Annotated in this window: 12 protein-coding genes and 1 tRNA gene; 6 read left to right on the top strand and 7 right to left on the bottom strand. The window is 42.9% G+C overall.

Going from position 1 to position 15089, the window contains the following annotated elements; all coding sequences use genetic code 11:
* Positions 1-5: 5 nt before the first annotated feature.
* Both rnt and pyrC read right to left on the bottom strand, forming a co-directional pair.
* The gene (rnt, locus tag AC3IT7_RS10000; RefSeq protein WP_475655281.1) at positions 6-665 is read right to left on the bottom strand and encodes a ribonuclease T; all 660 of its coding nucleotides are present in this window, start codon (positions 663-665) and stop codon (positions 6-8) included.
* Complete coding sequence (gene pyrC, locus AC3IT7_RS09995; protein ID WP_475655282.1) at positions 650-1684, bottom strand: dihydroorotase; 1035 nt, start codon at positions 1682-1684, stop codon at positions 650-652. The genes rnt and pyrC overlap by 16 nt, the downstream gene beginning before the upstream one ends.
* Positions 1685-1836: 152 nt before the next feature.
* Here pyrC and AC3IT7_RS09990 point away from each other — a divergent pair, with 152 nt between their 5' ends.
* Positions 1837-3117, top strand: coding sequence for a GGDEF domain-containing protein (locus tag AC3IT7_RS09990; RefSeq protein WP_489248361.1), 1281 nt, complete (start codon positions 1837-1839; stop codon positions 3115-3117).
* 67 nt (positions 3118-3184) lie between these two features.
* Here AC3IT7_RS09990 and argG read toward each other — a convergent pair whose 3' ends face one another.
* The gene (argG, locus tag AC3IT7_RS09985) at positions 3185-4525 is read right to left on the bottom strand and encodes an argininosuccinate synthase (RefSeq protein WP_489248360.1); all 1341 of its coding nucleotides are present in this window, start codon (positions 4523-4525) and stop codon (positions 3185-3187) included.
* A gap of 249 nt (positions 4526-4774) precedes the next feature.
* On the opposite strand from argG, the gene AC3IT7_RS09980 reads away from it, so the two are divergent.
* From AC3IT7_RS09980 to AC3IT7_RS09965, 4 genes are all read left to right on the top strand, one after another.
* Positions 4775-5128 (top strand): hypothetical protein, encoded by a 354-nt coding sequence (locus tag AC3IT7_RS09980; protein WP_475655320.1) that lies wholly within the window; start codon positions 4775-4777, stop codon positions 5126-5128.
* 140 nt (positions 5129-5268) lie between these two features.
* Positions 5269-7305 (top strand): FAD-dependent oxidoreductase, encoded by a 2037-nt coding sequence (locus AC3IT7_RS09975; protein ID WP_489248359.1) that lies wholly within the window; start codon positions 5269-5271, stop codon positions 7303-7305.
* Positions 7306-7392: 87 nt separating this feature from the next.
* Positions 7393-7483 (top strand) — tRNA-Ser (locus tag AC3IT7_RS09970).
* Between the two features lie 179 nt (positions 7484-7662).
* A complete protein-coding gene (locus tag AC3IT7_RS09965; protein WP_489248358.1) occupies positions 7663-8622 on the top strand; it encodes a restriction endonuclease in 960 nt (319 codons plus the stop codon).
* Positions 8623-8634: 12 nt separating this feature from the next.
* On the opposite strand, the gene AC3IT7_RS09960 is transcribed toward AC3IT7_RS09965, so the two are convergent.
* The 4 genes from AC3IT7_RS09960 to AC3IT7_RS09945 all read right to left on the bottom strand — a co-directional run bounded on the left by AC3IT7_RS09960 (position 8635) and on the right by AC3IT7_RS09945 (position 13809).
* Entirely contained in the window at positions 8635-8814 is a 180-nt protein-coding gene (locus AC3IT7_RS09960) for a hypothetical protein (protein ID WP_489248357.1), read from the bottom strand.
* Positions 8815-8942: 128 nt separating this feature from the next.
* The gene (locus AC3IT7_RS09955; RefSeq protein ID WP_489248356.1) at positions 8943-10634 is read right to left on the bottom strand and encodes an amidohydrolase; all 1692 of its coding nucleotides are present in this window, start codon (positions 10632-10634) and stop codon (positions 8943-8945) included.
* Between the two features lie 1075 nt (positions 10635-11709).
* Positions 11710-12408, bottom strand: coding sequence for a pirin family protein (locus AC3IT7_RS09950; protein ID WP_489248355.1), 699 nt, complete (start codon positions 12406-12408; stop codon positions 11710-11712).
* Between the two features lie 180 nt (positions 12409-12588).
* Positions 12589-13809 (bottom strand): L,D-transpeptidase family protein, encoded by a 1221-nt coding sequence (locus AC3IT7_RS09945; RefSeq protein WP_475655274.1) that lies wholly within the window; start codon positions 13807-13809, stop codon positions 12589-12591.
* A gap of 206 nt (positions 13810-14015) precedes the next feature.
* On the opposite strand from AC3IT7_RS09945, the gene hemE reads away from it, so the two are divergent.
* The gene (hemE, locus tag AC3IT7_RS09940; RefSeq protein ID WP_475655273.1) at positions 14016-15086 is read left to right on the top strand and encodes a uroporphyrinogen decarboxylase; all 1071 of its coding nucleotides are present in this window, start codon (positions 14016-14018) and stop codon (positions 15084-15086) included.
* The last annotated feature ends 3 nt before the right edge of the window (positions 15087-15089 follow it).

Here is a 15089-nt window from a genome sequence, read left to right as displayed (position 1 = left end):
GTATCTTATTGATCCGCCACCAAAGTGTCAAGCAGGTGAGGTGCGAGTTTGTTTAAAATATAGCAAAACAGTTCAGCCGTCTTCTGTGTGTCATATAACGCAGAATGTGCTTCTTTGCCATCAAACTCGATACCGGCCTGAATACAGGATTTTGCCAGTACGGTTTGCCCAAACATCACCGCACTCAAAGTCACTGTATCAAACACAGAAAAACTATGAAACGGGTTCTGGTTTTTGGTTCCGGTACGGGCAATTGCTGCCTGGACAAAACCTAAATCGAAATGCGCATTGTGACCGACCAAAACTGCATGAGTACAGTTTTGCTGACGGCGCACTTCATTGACCGATTTGAAAATACGCTTTAATGCAGTTTTTTCATCTTCAGCCATGGCGATGCGCATTGGATTCGAAGGATCAATGCCGATAAATTCCAGTGATCGGCGATCGAGGTTGGCCCCTTCAAACGGATTGATATGTGCATGGTAAGCTTGACCCGGCACAAACTGGCCATCCTCATTATAAACAATCGGAATGGCCGCAATTTCCAGCAATGCATCGGTCTGTGCATTAAAACCTGCAGTCTCGACATCGACAACTACAGGTAAAAATCCACGAAAACGTTGACCAATGATTGGGAGCGTTTCATTTGTCACACTTTTCTCCATTGAATGGTTTTACCCGCATACAGCGGAATAATCTGTTCACCATCCAAATAGTCTAAACTTTCAGGAATTACTTGATCTTCTTTTACCAGGGTAATGGTGCTGGTATTGCGTGGCAGACCATAGAAATCTGCACCGAAATGACTGGCAAAACCTTCCAGACGTTCAATTTTGCCTACCTGATCAAATGCCTGAGCATAGAGCTCGATGGCAGTCGGCGCACTATAACATCCTGCACAGCCACATGCATTTTCTTTCGCATTTTTTGAATGCGGTGCACTGTCTGTTCCCAGGAAAAATTTAGGATTGCCGCTGGTCGCCACTTCAAGCAATGTTTGCTGATGGGTTTGACGCTTTAAAATCGGCAGGCAGTAGAAATGCGGCTTGATGCCACCGACCAGCATGTCATTACGGTTAAACAGTAAATGCTGTGGAGTAATCGTTGCAGCAACATTACGGTCTTGCTCAAGCACAAAGTTTGCCGCTTCGCTGGTGGTAATGTGTTCCAGTACCAGTTTCAGTTTTGGGAACTGTCTGAGCAAGGGCGCCAGAACTTCATCCAGGAAGCGCTTTTCCCGGTCAAAAATATCGACATGATTATGGGTCACTTCACCGTGCAGCAATAAAGGCACCTGATGTTCTTCAAGCTGCTCAATCACGCCATAGACTTTGCTCATGTCGCTGACACCACTATCGGAGTTGGTGGTTGCACCGGCAGGATAGAGCTTGATGGCATTGACATGCGCAGAATCTTTGATTTTCTTGACTTCGCTTGGCGGCGTATTGTCAGTGAAATACAGCACCATACGCGGGTCAAAATTTGTCCCTTCAGGGACATGCGCCATGATGCGTTCGCGATAGCTGATCGCTTCTTCTACGGTTTTAACCGGTGGCACCAGATTCGGCATACAGATTGCGCGAGAAAACTGCTTGGCTAAATCGGGAACGGTACGTTGAAGTGCTAAACCATCACGCAGGTGAACATGCCAATCATCTGGCTGGAGAATCGTAATCGTATTCAAGGTGAATTCAATCGGAGAAATAAAACAAATGATAATGCATCTATGCTGAAAATGGTAACGAGAAATATATACAAAATAAGGGATATGTATAAATTAATTGATGAAAGTATGATATTTTAAAATTAATAAAAAAATTACATAAATACTTGGCAATGGAATACAAGTACAATCTAGCGAAATTACAAGATGATAAGGAAGAAATAGAAGAATTAATTACACGGCAAAGTCAGCGTGTAGGTCCGATCTTCCCTAAAAATCTGGAACAGGAATTCTGGAGCAAAAATCTGGAACGTGCTCGCAAACATGTCGAAAAATATGTTTGGGGCGGGGTATTGGCTTATTTTATTTTCTTGGTGGTGATGATTCCCACCGATTACTGGATTATCAGCCAAGAATATTTCGTACATGATTTTGTGCTGTGTATGCTCGGACTACTCAATGGGGGTACGTCTTTAATCCTGTTTTATCTATTTTCCTGTTTACCCAAGATCAAGCGCTTTTTCCCGCAGGCCTCGATGCTGCTGGTATTCTGGATGCTGGTGTCGACATCCTGTATTGCCATGTTGATTCAAACGCCCGCTTTACAGCATCAGTCGATGGCGATTGCCACGATTATTTATATTCTGGGTTATATTCTGACCGGTATTAAGCCTGTACAGATGCTAGTCACTGGAATGGTCGCGGCTGCAACAACCATTATTGTATTATCAATCATGGCCGTAGAGTTTAATCCGCTGGTTTTTGGTCGAATCCTGATTGGTAGTTGCTTACTGGGTTATGTAATTAGTCATATGATTTTTGCGCGTGAGCGGGTGATTTTTCTGTACAGTATCCGGGCACGAATCAGTGAACAAATCCAGCGTATTCACACCACTGAATTATTGCATTTAAGCCAGTATGATGAGCTGACCAAAATTTCCAACCGAAGAACCTTTGACGAAACGCTGGAAGTGTATTTTGAGCGTGCCCGTCGTGAAGACATTGCTCTGGCAATTCTATTTATCGATGTGGACTTCTTTAAAAATTATAATGATTTTTATGGGCATCAGAAAGGTGATGATGTTATTTCAAGCATTGCCAAGACCATCAAGAATGCCATCCGGCATATGGATTTTGTTGCACGCTATGGTGGTGAGGAGTTTGTGGTGTTATTGCCAGAAACCGATGCACATGGTGCTTATGCGGTGGCGTCAAATATTTTTAAAGCAATTGACCGGCTGGAAATACCGCATGAAAAATCCTCGGTTGCGAAACACATCACCATCAGTTTGGGTATTACCGTGTATCGTGGTGAGGATGATATTGATAAAGAGACCTTATTGGGCATTGCGGATCAGGCGCTTTATCGTGCCAAGCAGCTTGGACGCAATCAGATTTATTATCAATCCCTTCGCTCGGTCAATTCGGATACTGCCAATGGTTCGGTGCTTTAAGCATTCATAACCGCCAGCAATAAAAAAAACCGCTCATCAAGAGCGGTTTTTTTGACTCAACTAAAACTTAGTTTTTGTCTTTCAATTGTGGCACTGCCGATGCTGTACCGACTGCCAGTAAACCTGTATCTGTGTAGATACCTAGTTTTGCACGGGTATCAGTGATGTCCAGGTTACGCATGGTTAACTGACCGATACGGTCCATTGGAGAGAACATTGAATCGCCTTTTTCCATGGTCAAGCGTTCAGCTTCATAGGTCAGGTTTTCAGATTCAGTGTTCATGATGGTGTAGTCATTACCACGACGAAGCTCAAGCGTTACAGTACCAGTGATGGCTTTTGCAACCCAACGCTGTGCAGTTTCACGCAGCATCAGCGCTTGAGAATCGAACCAGCGACCTTGGTACAACAAACGACCTAAACGTAAACCGTTGATGCGGTATTGTTCGATAGTGTCTTCGTTATGAATACCTGTCACCAGACGCTCATAAGCGATGTGAAGCAGCGCCATACCCGGAGCTTCGTAAATACCACGAGATTTCGCTTCGATGATACGGTTTTCGATTTGATCCGACATACCTAGACCATGACGGCCACCGATACGGTTCGCTTCAAGAATGAATTCAACTGGATCTTCGATACGTTGACCGTTGATTGCAACCGGGAAACCTTCTTCGAAAGTAATTGAAACTTCTTCAGGTTTGATTTCAACGTCGTCTTTCCAGAAGGCAACGCCCATGATTGGATCAACGATTTTGATGCCTGCATTGAGGTATTCAAGATCTTTGGCTTCGTGAGTCGCACCTAACATGTTTGAATCTGTTGAGTATGCTTTCTCTTTTGACATTTTGTAGTCAAAACCGTTGTCGATCAGGAACTGTGACATTTCTGCACGGCCACCCAGCTCATCGATAAAGGTTTGGTCTAACCAAGGCTTGTAGATTTTAAGCGCAGGGTTGGTCAATAAACCATAACGGTAGAAACGTTCAATGTCGTTACCTTTATAAGTCGAGCCGTCACCCCAAATGTTGACGTCATCTTCTTTCATGGCAGTGACAAGCATGGTACCTGTTACAGCACGACCAAGCGGGGTCGTGTTGAAGTAAGGCACACCACCAGTCGTAATGTGGAATGCGCCACATTGAATTGCAGCAATCCCTTCTAATGCAAGCTGTAAACGGCAGTCGATTAAACGTGCTTTTACTGCGCCATAAGCTTCAGCTTTTTTTGGAATCGCATCGTAATCGTCTTCGTCTGGCTGACCCAGGTTCGCTGTGTAAGCATAAGGTTCAGCGCCTTTTTGTTTCATCCACAAAAGAGCAGCAGAAGTATCTAGACCACCAGAGAAGGCAATACCAACTTTTTTACCTACTGGGACATTCTGCAAGATAGTTGCATTATCAGACATTGTTCATCCTAATGATATGAAATAGGCACGCCAGAATTGGTGGCCTGAAAAAATACATATTGCGTCAATTGTATCATTAATTTATTTAGGTTTGTTTTAGAAAAGAAAAACTCGTTTTAAAATCTGTATTCAATAGGCTTAAATAATCATAAATCGCACGATTTTGAGCAGAATTCAGCTGAAAAATGTAAAAATTCGCTATATTCAGCTGGAACAGCCTAAAAAAACAGATAAAACAGGATAAGTGTCATGACCACCCGAATACCCCCTTTAGCCAATTTTAATCCTAAAACCAAAAATGAAACCCTGGCGCTTCTGCATGGCATTTATGCCGGTCTGATTGGCTTCAGCACACTGGTATTTTTATATCTGGAATATCAGCAAGCCAGTATTTCAATGTTGAGTCTGGGGATCGTCTTGCTGCTGTTAAGCTTACTGGTGTTTTTTAATATTCAGGCCAGTATCAAGGTCAAGCAGGGCAATGGTTCGGGGCGAACCCTGTCCAGAATAATGGCAGTTCTGATGTTGCTGAGCTTTCCGATTGGTACAGTCCTTGGCGTGATTGCCCTATGGAAAGCCAGCGCAAAACAGTGGCAAAACTAATCCGGCATTCATATTGCGAGCCAATTTTGCAGATTGATGTTTGTGCCTGAAAATGCTGAACTCCGGGTCATAAAAAGCCACTGAAAATCAGTTAAAGTAAGGGAGTGACTTGCTCAGCCAAATATAATCAGGGATTTGTTATGACTACGACTCAATATGCCAATATTTTAAAACCACTGCATTTAGGTTTTACTACGATTAAAAACCGGGTGGTGATGGGGTCAATGCATACCGGCTTAGAAGATCGTTTTTATAATTACCCTAAACTGGCAGCATATTTTGGTGAGCGGGCCAAGGGTGGCGTGGGGCTATTGATTACCGGCGGAATTTCGCCGAACCGCCAGGGCTGGTTATTACCAGCTGGTGGTACCATGAATACTTTGGGGGATATTGCCCCGCACCGTCTGGTGACGCATGCCGTACATAAGCATGGCGCTAAAATTTTATTGCAGATTTTGCATGCCGGACGTTATGGCTATCAGCCTTTTGTGGTCTCGGCCAGTCCGATCAAGTCGCCCATTTCTCCTTTTAAACCGCGGGAAATGTCAGATAAACAAATTCTGAATACCATTCAGGATTATGTCAAAACTGCCAGTATTGCCAAAAAGGCCGGCTATGATGGTGTGGAAATCATGGGGTCGGAAGGCTATTTGCTAAACCAGTTTTTAAGCCGGCATGTCAACCAGCGTACCGACCGATGGGGCGGGCCAATTGAAAACCGGATGCGCTTTGCCGTAGAAATTGTTAAAGCAATTCGTGAAGAAATTGGTGAAAAATTTATTATATGTTTTCGCTTGTCTTTGCTCGATCTGGTACATGATGGCAACACCATGCAGGAAGTCATTACTGTGGCTCAAGCTTTGGAAAAGGCCGGCATTACCTTGCTCAATACTGGAATCGGCTGGCATGAAGCGCGTATTCCCACTATTGTGACATCTGTACCGCGTGCGGCCTTTGTCGATTATACCGCTGAAGTGAAAAAGCATGTGTCTGTGCCTGTGATTGCATCGAATCGGATCAATATGCCAGACACTGCTGAAGCGATTCTTGCTGCTGGGCAGGCAGATATGGTGCAAATGGCACGTCCGCTGTTGGCAGATGCTTTCTGGGTCAATAAAACCGCGACCAATCGTGTCGATGAAATCAATACTTGTATTGCCTGTAATCAGGCCTGTCTGGATCATACTTTTAAGAACCAACGCGCAACCTGTCTGGTCAATCCACGTGCCGGTTATGAGACCGAACTGGTCTATGTCAAGACTAAAAAACCCAAAAGTATTGCAGTAGTGGGTGGTGGTGTTGCGGGGCTGTCAGCTGCCACTGTGGCAGCCAGTCGTGGGCATGATGTAACCTTGTTTGAAGCAAGTTCTGAGGTGGGTGGTCAGTTTAATCTGGCTAAAGTGGTGCCAGGAAAAGAAGAGTTTCACGAAACTATCCGTTATTTTAAAGTCCAACTGGAAAAAACCGGTGTTGAAGTCCGGTTAAATACCAAGGTAAATCGTGAGCAGCTAGAACGTGAGGGCTTTGATGAGGTGATTGTGGCTACAGGAGTGGTGCCACGAACGCTTGATATTGAAGGCAGTCAGGCGCCGCAAGTCTTGTCTTATACTGAAGTATTACGTGGTGCGCCAGTAGGTGATCGTGTTGCGGTGATTGGTGCAGGCGGTATCGGTTTCGATGTCTCTGAATTTCTGTTAAAGCCGCCACATCAGGCACAGCCGCAACCTGTGGATGAATGGAAACGTGAATGGGGCGTGGATTCTCAGCCAGATTATATCAGCGAAGGCGGCTTGCAACCTGCAGAAGTTGAAGCACCGGTGCGTGAAATTTATTTGTTACAACGTAAAACCACGCCACTCGGTGCAGGCTTGGGTAAAACCTCGGGCTGGGTGCATCGTGCCCAGTTGAAAAAGCATGCAGTACGTATGCTGCGCGGTGTGCAATATAAATCTGTGACAGATGAAGGTTTATGGATTGAAGTTGATGGCCATGCTCAATTATTGCGGGTGGACACGGTTGTGGTCTGTGCAGGTCAGGAGTCGGTAAAAGATCTAATGCCGCTTGCGGGCCAAAATACCTTGGCGCAGTACCATATTATTGGTGGAGCCAAGCTGGCTGCCGAGCTGGATGCCAAGCGTGCTATTCGTGAAGGAGCAGAATTGGCAGCAAAATTATAAGGATTTGATGAAACTATATGCAGTTAATCAGATTCGCTGTAATTTTCACTTGTCAGCCTGTCAAAAGCTCCGTATTATTGCGCACATGGAAGCGTGGCAGAGCGGTTTAATGCACCGGTCTTGAAAACCGACGAGGGCTTATACCCCTCCGTGAGTTCGAATCTCACCGCTTCCGCCAAATATCAACGACTTAGCCCTGACATTCTCAGGGCTTTGTTGTTTCTAGGGTTATGCAACGTAAGCCTGTAGTAAGCAAAAAAATATAAGCCAAAGATTCTTACAATAACTTATATTACTGATATAACATTTAAATATAAGCCTAAAATAGATTAAGTTTTATAGAATGTAGAGAATAAAATGGCAGACATTTATCATTACCCTCCCGATGTATTTGAATTGCTTGTTGAGACTATTCCAAGATTAGTTCGAAGTAAGAAAGCTGTGATTCTTTTTCTTCAAGGTGCAGGAGTTGCTCAAGAAGACTTGAGGGATGTCGCTAGCGTCTTATCTAAAAATCAAGCTTCAATTAATAAATTTGAAATTGTTCGCAGTGTTTTAACTCAGGTAAATTCCCGTGGTGACAGTGGTCTTCGTGCTCGTCGTGAGATTATTAAACGTGTTGTAGAGTTCGAAAGCTTTGAAACATGTTGGGAAAATGATCAACTTAAAGCAAAAGGATTAGTTGCAAGTATTCGTGAGGCTGTTGGTAAGAAAGACTCATTTACTCGTATAAAACAGGAACGAGCTGTTGAGCGAGAAGAACATATGGCAAAGTTACGTGCAGAACGTGCCATAGCTACAAAAAAATTAGAGGATATTGATGCTATTAACCACCGTCTTTCAGCATTATTCGGTTTGGATAAGAAACCGCATGAAAGAGGTAAACTTTTAGAAAGCATATTAAACGATTTATTTAAAGTTTATGGGGTACTAGTTAGAGAAGATTTTCGCCGTAGAGATCCAGATACATCTATAGTGGTTGAGCAAATAGATGGAGTTATTGAATTAAATGGTCAGATTTATCTTGTCGAAATGAAGTGGCTTAATGCACCAGTTGGCATAGGCGAATTTTCACCACATTTAAGTCGCTTGTTTCTTCGTCAAAATGCTAATGGTATTTTTATTTCAGCAAATGGTTATACCTCATCGGTAGAGTCTGTATGTAAAGATGCACTTAGTCAAAAAACAATTTTTTTATGTTCATTACGTGAAATTGTTATGTTGTTACAACGTCAAGGCGATCTTGTTGATTTCCTAAGTAAGAAGTCGAATGCTGCAATTATTGATAAAAATCCATTTTTGGAGATTCTTTCATAAATCAGATTTAGTCTAATCATGTCTAGTATCGTCAACTAATTGTTGTTGATGTGGTACAGCAATAGCTTCCCACTCATCATAAGACAAAATAGGTGGAAAAGCGGCTACTAACCGAATAGTAGTCGCTTTATTTTTTCTATGGGGTTCGACTTTAGCTAAACGCCTTTGAAAGTTTTTTAATACCTTAGCCATTATCGGTATGACCACAATTAGGGTTAGGGTATTGTGCCCCTGTATTTACAGGGGCTTTTTTTATTCTGGAATAATAGAATCCAATGAATCGCTGAGCGTGGTTTAAACCCCACCCAGCTTCCTATTTATTAATGTCCATGTCCATCGTCTACTTCAACTACCATTTCCTTACTGGCTTTGGCTGTTCCTTTCAAATCGTCATAGACTACTTGGCCATTAAATACAGTCATTAAGACCTGCGAACCTTCCAGTTGATCGGCTTGCAGTTTAAACAGGTCCTGATCCATCACCACCAGGTCGGCAGCTTTACCGACTTCAATCGAGCCAGTTTCCTTTTCTGCAAAGATGGCTTCAGCTCCTTGAATGGTATGGCTATTCAGCATGACATTTAAAGGCACACCTGATTTTACCCCAGTGGCAATGCGGGTCATTGGGAAGAATTCACGTACCGGATAATCGCTGGAAGAGTTGACCAATACCCCGGCATCAAAAAATGCTTTCGGTAATGGATGACCATCGGCACGAATATTCAGTGCTTTAAAACGTGGAATGGTAGGAATGGCTTCATCGCTGACATGGGTGATCATATGGCGGGCATCACGCTGACCATTTTGCTGTAATGCATATTCAAACGCATCCAGCATCAGGTTATAGGTGCTAGTCGGGCCAATATTATGGATATAAACCCGGAACTTTTCTCGATCGAGTTCAGCTACGGTTTTCTTTAATACCTCCTGATTCCAGACCACGGAACCATAGGTGCTGCTGGCACCAGTACCAAAAATTTTAATCGAATCAGTTTTAAAGAATTTTCCTTTATATTTATCACGACGCTCGATAAATTCTGGGATCTGATCGGTTCCGCGATTTTCATCAGCCCATTGTAACAGGTCATAACGAACGGTCAGTTTGTCTTCATTATCCAGGGCTTGCATGGCATCCAGGAAGCTATCGGTTGGGTAATGAATAGGCACCATGACTGAGGTTACACCGCGCTGTGGCGCAAGATCCTGCTGAAAGGATAGTACGGCATTTTTATACTCTTCCACGCTAAAGTCTGGTTGTGGCAGGGTACTAATCACCAGGTTCTGGGCACCGAACTCACGTAAAATACCGGTTGGCTCACCAGTGACCTTGTCTCGGTCAATAAATGCACCCGGTGGATCAAGCGTGTCTTTAGTAATGCCAGCATTTTGCATGGCACGAGTATTGGCCCAGACTTCATGATGACCATGAGTAATAAAGACCGCCGGAATATCTTTACCTACAATATCATCTAATAATTGTGCTGGCGAACGGCCGGTTACTGCTGCCTGTTCAAGAATATATCTCAAATTCCAGCCCACACCCCGAATCTGTTTGGCTTCTGGTTGTGTGGCTAAAAAAGCCTGAGTTTCCTGTTTATAACCTTCCAGACTTGGTGTGGTTAAGGTCACCCAATACATGGATTCTGCACGCAGATAGGCATGGTTATGGGTATCGACAAAGCCAGGTAATAAAGTTTTGCCCTGTAGATTGATTACCCGGGTGTCATCACCGCGCCATGTTTCAAGTCCGGCATTATTTCCGACATACACAATTTTTCCATCTTTTACTGCAATTGCCTGTGCCTGGGTACCTTTGGTATCGGCGGTATAAACCGCAGCACTTTCAAAGATCAAGTCTGCCTGTTTCGTCTGTTGATGTTGCTCATCGTCATCACTGCCACATGCAGTCAAGGCGAGTGCAAGGGTGCTGATTACCGCTGAACCCATCCAAAAGCGGCGCCAGCCTGCATGCACTGAAGACTGTTTCGGAGCATTTGGGGACAATTGTTTCATTATTATTTCCATCCTGGTTGTTGGCAATAAAGAGCCTCTTTATTGTTGCGAACATGACAAATATTTAAAATTTTCCTAATTTTATTCATTAGCATGTCATGTGAATAAAGTAGACATAGGAGATCAATACGTCAAAAACCGTCTGGGTATATATTTATAGTCAGAGAGCATATTAAAAATAAAGTAGTGATTTTGTGTATATAAGAATATGAATTTTGTTAATTTAGAATATTTGATTGGAATTCTTGCTTAACGATAGAAACAGTCATTCGCTGGATATTTAAATAGCCATCAAAAATTCTTTTTTCTTTAGGGTGAGAAGCAAGGTTTTACCAAGGAGAGAGGAGGTATAGAACATCTTCTGAGAAGCATGCTCGACAAGTTTTTAGCCAGGAAATGTTTTTTATTTGATAATAGATATCTTTCATAAATCAAAAAATGATCGTTACATTCATATTTAATGAAGTTTGGAAGTTCCTTCTCCCTCTGGGATGAGAAGCATAGCTTCGCAAGAGGATGAGGGTAATTCTTAGAAACAACCTCTCCCTTGCGCAGCAGTGCTGCTCATCTCCTACAAGGAGAGGGAATTTCTTTTTTATGATTAAAAAATGATTTATGAAAGAACTCTAATAAATATCAGATTTTACTGATTAAATCTAGATTTAAGCTTGGTCAGTTGCTGCTGTTTTTTGATGTTTGCTCAAAATTTTAAGGATTTTCTCGCTATTTAAATATATGCCTAAACCTGAGAGTTATTAACTGTTGAAACATTAACTTGAAACTTAAGCAGCAGATGCACGAGTATTTTTGGAGTCATACCTAAAAACAGTATGACTTGCAATATTGTATTCACAGATTTTATCAAGCTATATTTAAGCCAGAATGAAAATATTAATTGAAATAGAGGGGCATTAGATTCATGAAAAAATCTACCAGCTATCAAAATATGATTTTAACTTAGATGAGTTTTAAGTATTTTTGAGATTTAATAGTTAAAATAAGCTCATTCGTGAACTATAAAAAATAAAAAACGGCTACTGATTTTTCAATAACCGTTTTTATTTAATTTGAGATATTAGCCGGCATTTTCCGGTAAATCAAACCAGATCACTTGTGCATCATCAATGGCCTTAATTTCTGAGTCATCCAGAAAAGCAATTGCACCACCTGCTTCAACTGTATGTTCGGCAATTTGAACAGATCCAGCAATGACATGGATATAGTTGATATGCTGGGTCGCTTTCACTTCCAGACTTTGGCCTTGCGCAATCACCGCAGTTTTGACTTCAGCATTCTGGCGAATATGCATTGGCGCATTGTCATTTGGCCCACAAATCAGATGCCATTGGTTTGGCTGCTCATGTGGATCCAGACAAATTTGCTGATAATTCGGTTTGGCATCCCGTTCATTTGGAATAATCCAGATTTGCAGTAAATGTACCTGCTCATCACCCTGATTCATTTCACTGTGTCGCACACCTGTTCCGGCACTCATGAGTTGCCATTCACCCGCCGCGATTCCGCCACGATTGCCCATGCTGTCCTGATGGGTAATGGTTCCTTTCAGAACGCAAGTCAGGATTTCCATATTGTCATGTGGATGTGTTCCAAATCCTTGACGGCCATCGATCAAATCGTCGTTGATGACACGTAAGGCACTGATCCCCATATAATTTGGATTATACCAGTTGCCAAAAGAGAAGCTGTGTTTAGACTCCAGCCAGCCCATTTTTACATGACCACGATTTTCGCTAGGATGTAGAAAAGCATTCATGATTTCATCTCGATATTATTTTGAACTTGTACTTATGATACTGGCGTTTTAACAGCGAAAAAATCTCAAATAGGCGACATATCATTGCATTTTTGCAACGATATATTTGAAACTAAAAATAAGTCATAAAAAAAGCCCACTCAAAAGCGGGCTATTTTCTTCAGATTGCTCAGCCGATCATTATTCTAAGAAACGAACAGTCACGCCAGATTTCACTTTGCGACCAAGATCATTGGCATCCCAGTTGGTCAGACGAATACAACCGTGTGAATAGGATTTAGAAATCATTGACGGGTTTGGTGTTCCGTGAATACCAAAAGATTTTTTGTTGAGGCCAATCCAGATATTGCCGACTGGGCCGTTTGGACCTGGTGGTAAAGACAATGGCTTCTTGTTATTGCCCTGGACAAAGTTACTTGGCGAGTAGCTATACCATGGGTTTGGCGCAACACCGGTAATTTTATAGGTACCGGTTGGTGAAGGGGTGCTGGTATTCCCGATGCTGGCTGGGAATGATCCGATCATTTGATTTTTACTGTTAAACAAGTACAGTTGTTTTGCACCTTTATGTGCAACAATCAAGTGAATACCTTCTGGTAAGTCATTGCGCACATTGGTTACCAGAATCTTTTGACCGACCTTGTTAAAGTTAGCACCTGGATTCAGCTTCTTCAGGAAATTTTCATCCATATGGAACTTTTCACTGAGCATTTCAGAAGCACTGGTATAGTACAAACCTTTCATCTTGGCCTGTAATGCATAATCAGAAGGGATCGACTGGGCAAACGGACCCGCCAGATCTTTCTCGGTAATCGTGTATTCAACAAAGGTTGGTTTAGAACCCTGACGCGCCACCAGTTTGTCCCAGGTTTCTTGAGTCAACACACCTGTCGGTTTAATGCCATTCATTTGCTGAAAAGAAGCAATTGCTTTTAGCGTGTTTTTACCACTAGTGCCGTCAATCGCACCTGGTGAAGCATGTGCATTATTGAGCATGACATGCGCACGTGCGTAAACCGGGAATTGACCTGCACCAATATTTTCATACCATTGGGCATTGTTTAAGCCGTCTAGAGTCCACGAAGCTTTAGTCGCAGCAGAATTTGTCGGAGCCTTGGTATTTGGCGCTGCGCCAATATCGGCAGATTGATCTTCGGTGTCCTGTAGCTCATTCAGTGCTTCAGATGCCTGATTTAAGTCTTGTTGTTCTTGTGCAGTAATGTTGGCTTCTGCGGGTGCTTGGGCAGCTGAGGCTTCAGTGGCTAATGGGTCAATTGGATCTTGAACTGAAACATCAGTAACAACTTGCGGGTTTAACGGTTGTTCAGCAGTAGACGCAGCAAAAACAGTACCTGCGAAAATGCAACCTAAACTCACAGCGAGCATTGTGCGAACGAACATGTAAATCAACCTTAAAATTATGTCTTTAAAAATGTGAAAAAACACTATAAGTATTACAGAAAAAATGTGGAGATGCAGTAGTTGTTTTGTTTATATAACCATATTCGGCCGCTAAAGCTGATCGGTTTTTAAAGTCAGCAGAAGTTATTAAAAATACAACCTTTTTGTTATGATATGGCGAATATCCAAGAAAGATAGGAAAGTAAATGACGACCTTAAAAAATGATCGTTTTCTGCGCGCTTTATTGCGTGAACCTGTAGATGCTACTCCTGTATGGATGATGCGTCAGGCGGGCCGTTATTTACCAGAATATCGCGAAACACGTGCCAAGGCAGGAGATTTTCTCTCTCTTTGCAAAAACACTGAACTGGCCTGTGAAGTCACTTTACAGCCTTTACGCCGTTATGATCTGGACGCCGCGATTTTATTCTCAGATATTTTGACAGTTCCTGATGCTCTGGGCTTAGGTCTGTATTTTGAAGCCGGTGAAGGCCCAAAATTTCACAAGACCATCCGTACCGAGCAAGATGTTGCGAATCTACCTGCCTTTAATGCAAAGTCGGATCTGGATTATGTGATGAATGCCGTATCGACTATTCGTTCAGCGTTAGGTGGTCAGGTTCCTTTGATCGGGTTTTCAGGCAGTCCATGGACGCTGGCGACCTATATGGTTGAAGGTGGTTCAAGCAAAGATTTCCGTTTTACCAAAAACATGATGTATGCACAGCCTGAGGTATTGCATGCCTTGCTGGAACGTTTGGCCGATGCCGTGACTGAGTATTTGAATGCACAGATTGATGCCGGTGCGCAGGCTGTACAGATTTTTGATAGTTGGGGCGGGGCACTGGCACATCGTGAATATGTCGAGTTCTCGCTGAACTATATGAAGAAGATTGTGGCTGGTCTGCAACGTGAAAAAGACGGTCGCAAGATTCCGGTGATTCTGTTTACAAAAGGTGGCGGGCAGTGGCTGGAACCAATGATTGCGACAGGCGCAGATGCCTTCGGTCTGGACTGGACCACACCACTACATGTAGCACGTCAAACGGTTGCAGGTCGTGCAGCGCTTCAGGGTAACCTTGACCCGGCTACTTTATATGGCTCATCAGCAACAATTATTAAAGCCACTAAAGCCATGCTGGATGATGCTTATGCCAATGGTGAAAAAACCGGTTATGTCGCCAATCTGGGACACGGCATCACCCAATGGGTTGATCCGGCCAATCCAAAAGCCTTTATTGATACCGTACATGAGTATAGTGCCAAATATCTTTAGGAT

The organism is Acinetobacter sp. KH_038 (genome assembly GCF_057839405.1).
The sequence above is the reverse complement of the archived record's forward strand: the minus strand, read 5'-3'. Positions and strand labels throughout refer to the sequence as shown.

Coding starts and splice junctions, on each gene's coding strand:
- argG (WP_489248360.1), bottom strand. CDS start 4,525: ATGTCTGATAATGCAACTATCTTGCAGAATGTCCCAGTAGGTAAAAAA.
- AC3IT7_RS09960 (WP_489248357.1), bottom strand. CDS start 8,814: ATGGCTAAGGTATTAAAAAACTTTCAAAGGCGTTTAGCTAAAGTCGAA.
- rnt (WP_475655281.1), bottom strand. CDS start 665: ATGGAGAAAAGTGTGACAAATGAAACGCTCCCAATCATTGGTCAACGT.
- hemE (WP_475655273.1), top strand. CDS start 14,016: ATGACGACCTTAAAAAATGATCGTTTTCTGCGCGCTTTATTGCGTGAA.
- AC3IT7_RS09975 (WP_489248359.1), top strand. CDS start 5,269: ATGACTACGACTCAATATGCCAATATTTTAAAACCACTGCATTTAGGT.
- AC3IT7_RS09990 (WP_489248361.1), top strand. CDS start 1,837: ATGGAATACAAGTACAATCTAGCGAAATTACAAGATGATAAGGAAGAA.
- AC3IT7_RS09980 (WP_475655320.1), top strand. CDS start 4,775: ATGACCACCCGAATACCCCCTTTAGCCAATTTTAATCCTAAAACCAAA.
- AC3IT7_RS09965 (WP_489248358.1), top strand. CDS start 7,663: ATGGCAGACATTTATCATTACCCTCCCGATGTATTTGAATTGCTTGTT.
- AC3IT7_RS09955 (WP_489248356.1), bottom strand. CDS start 10,634: ATGAAACAATTGTCCCCAAATGCTCCGAAACAGTCTTCAGTGCATGCA.
- AC3IT7_RS09950 (WP_489248355.1), bottom strand. CDS start 12,408: ATGAATGCTTTTCTACATCCTAGCGAAAATCGTGGTCATGTAAAAATG.
- AC3IT7_RS09945 (WP_475655274.1), bottom strand. CDS start 13,809: ATGTTCGTTCGCACAATGCTCGCTGTGAGTTTAGGTTGCATTTTCGCA.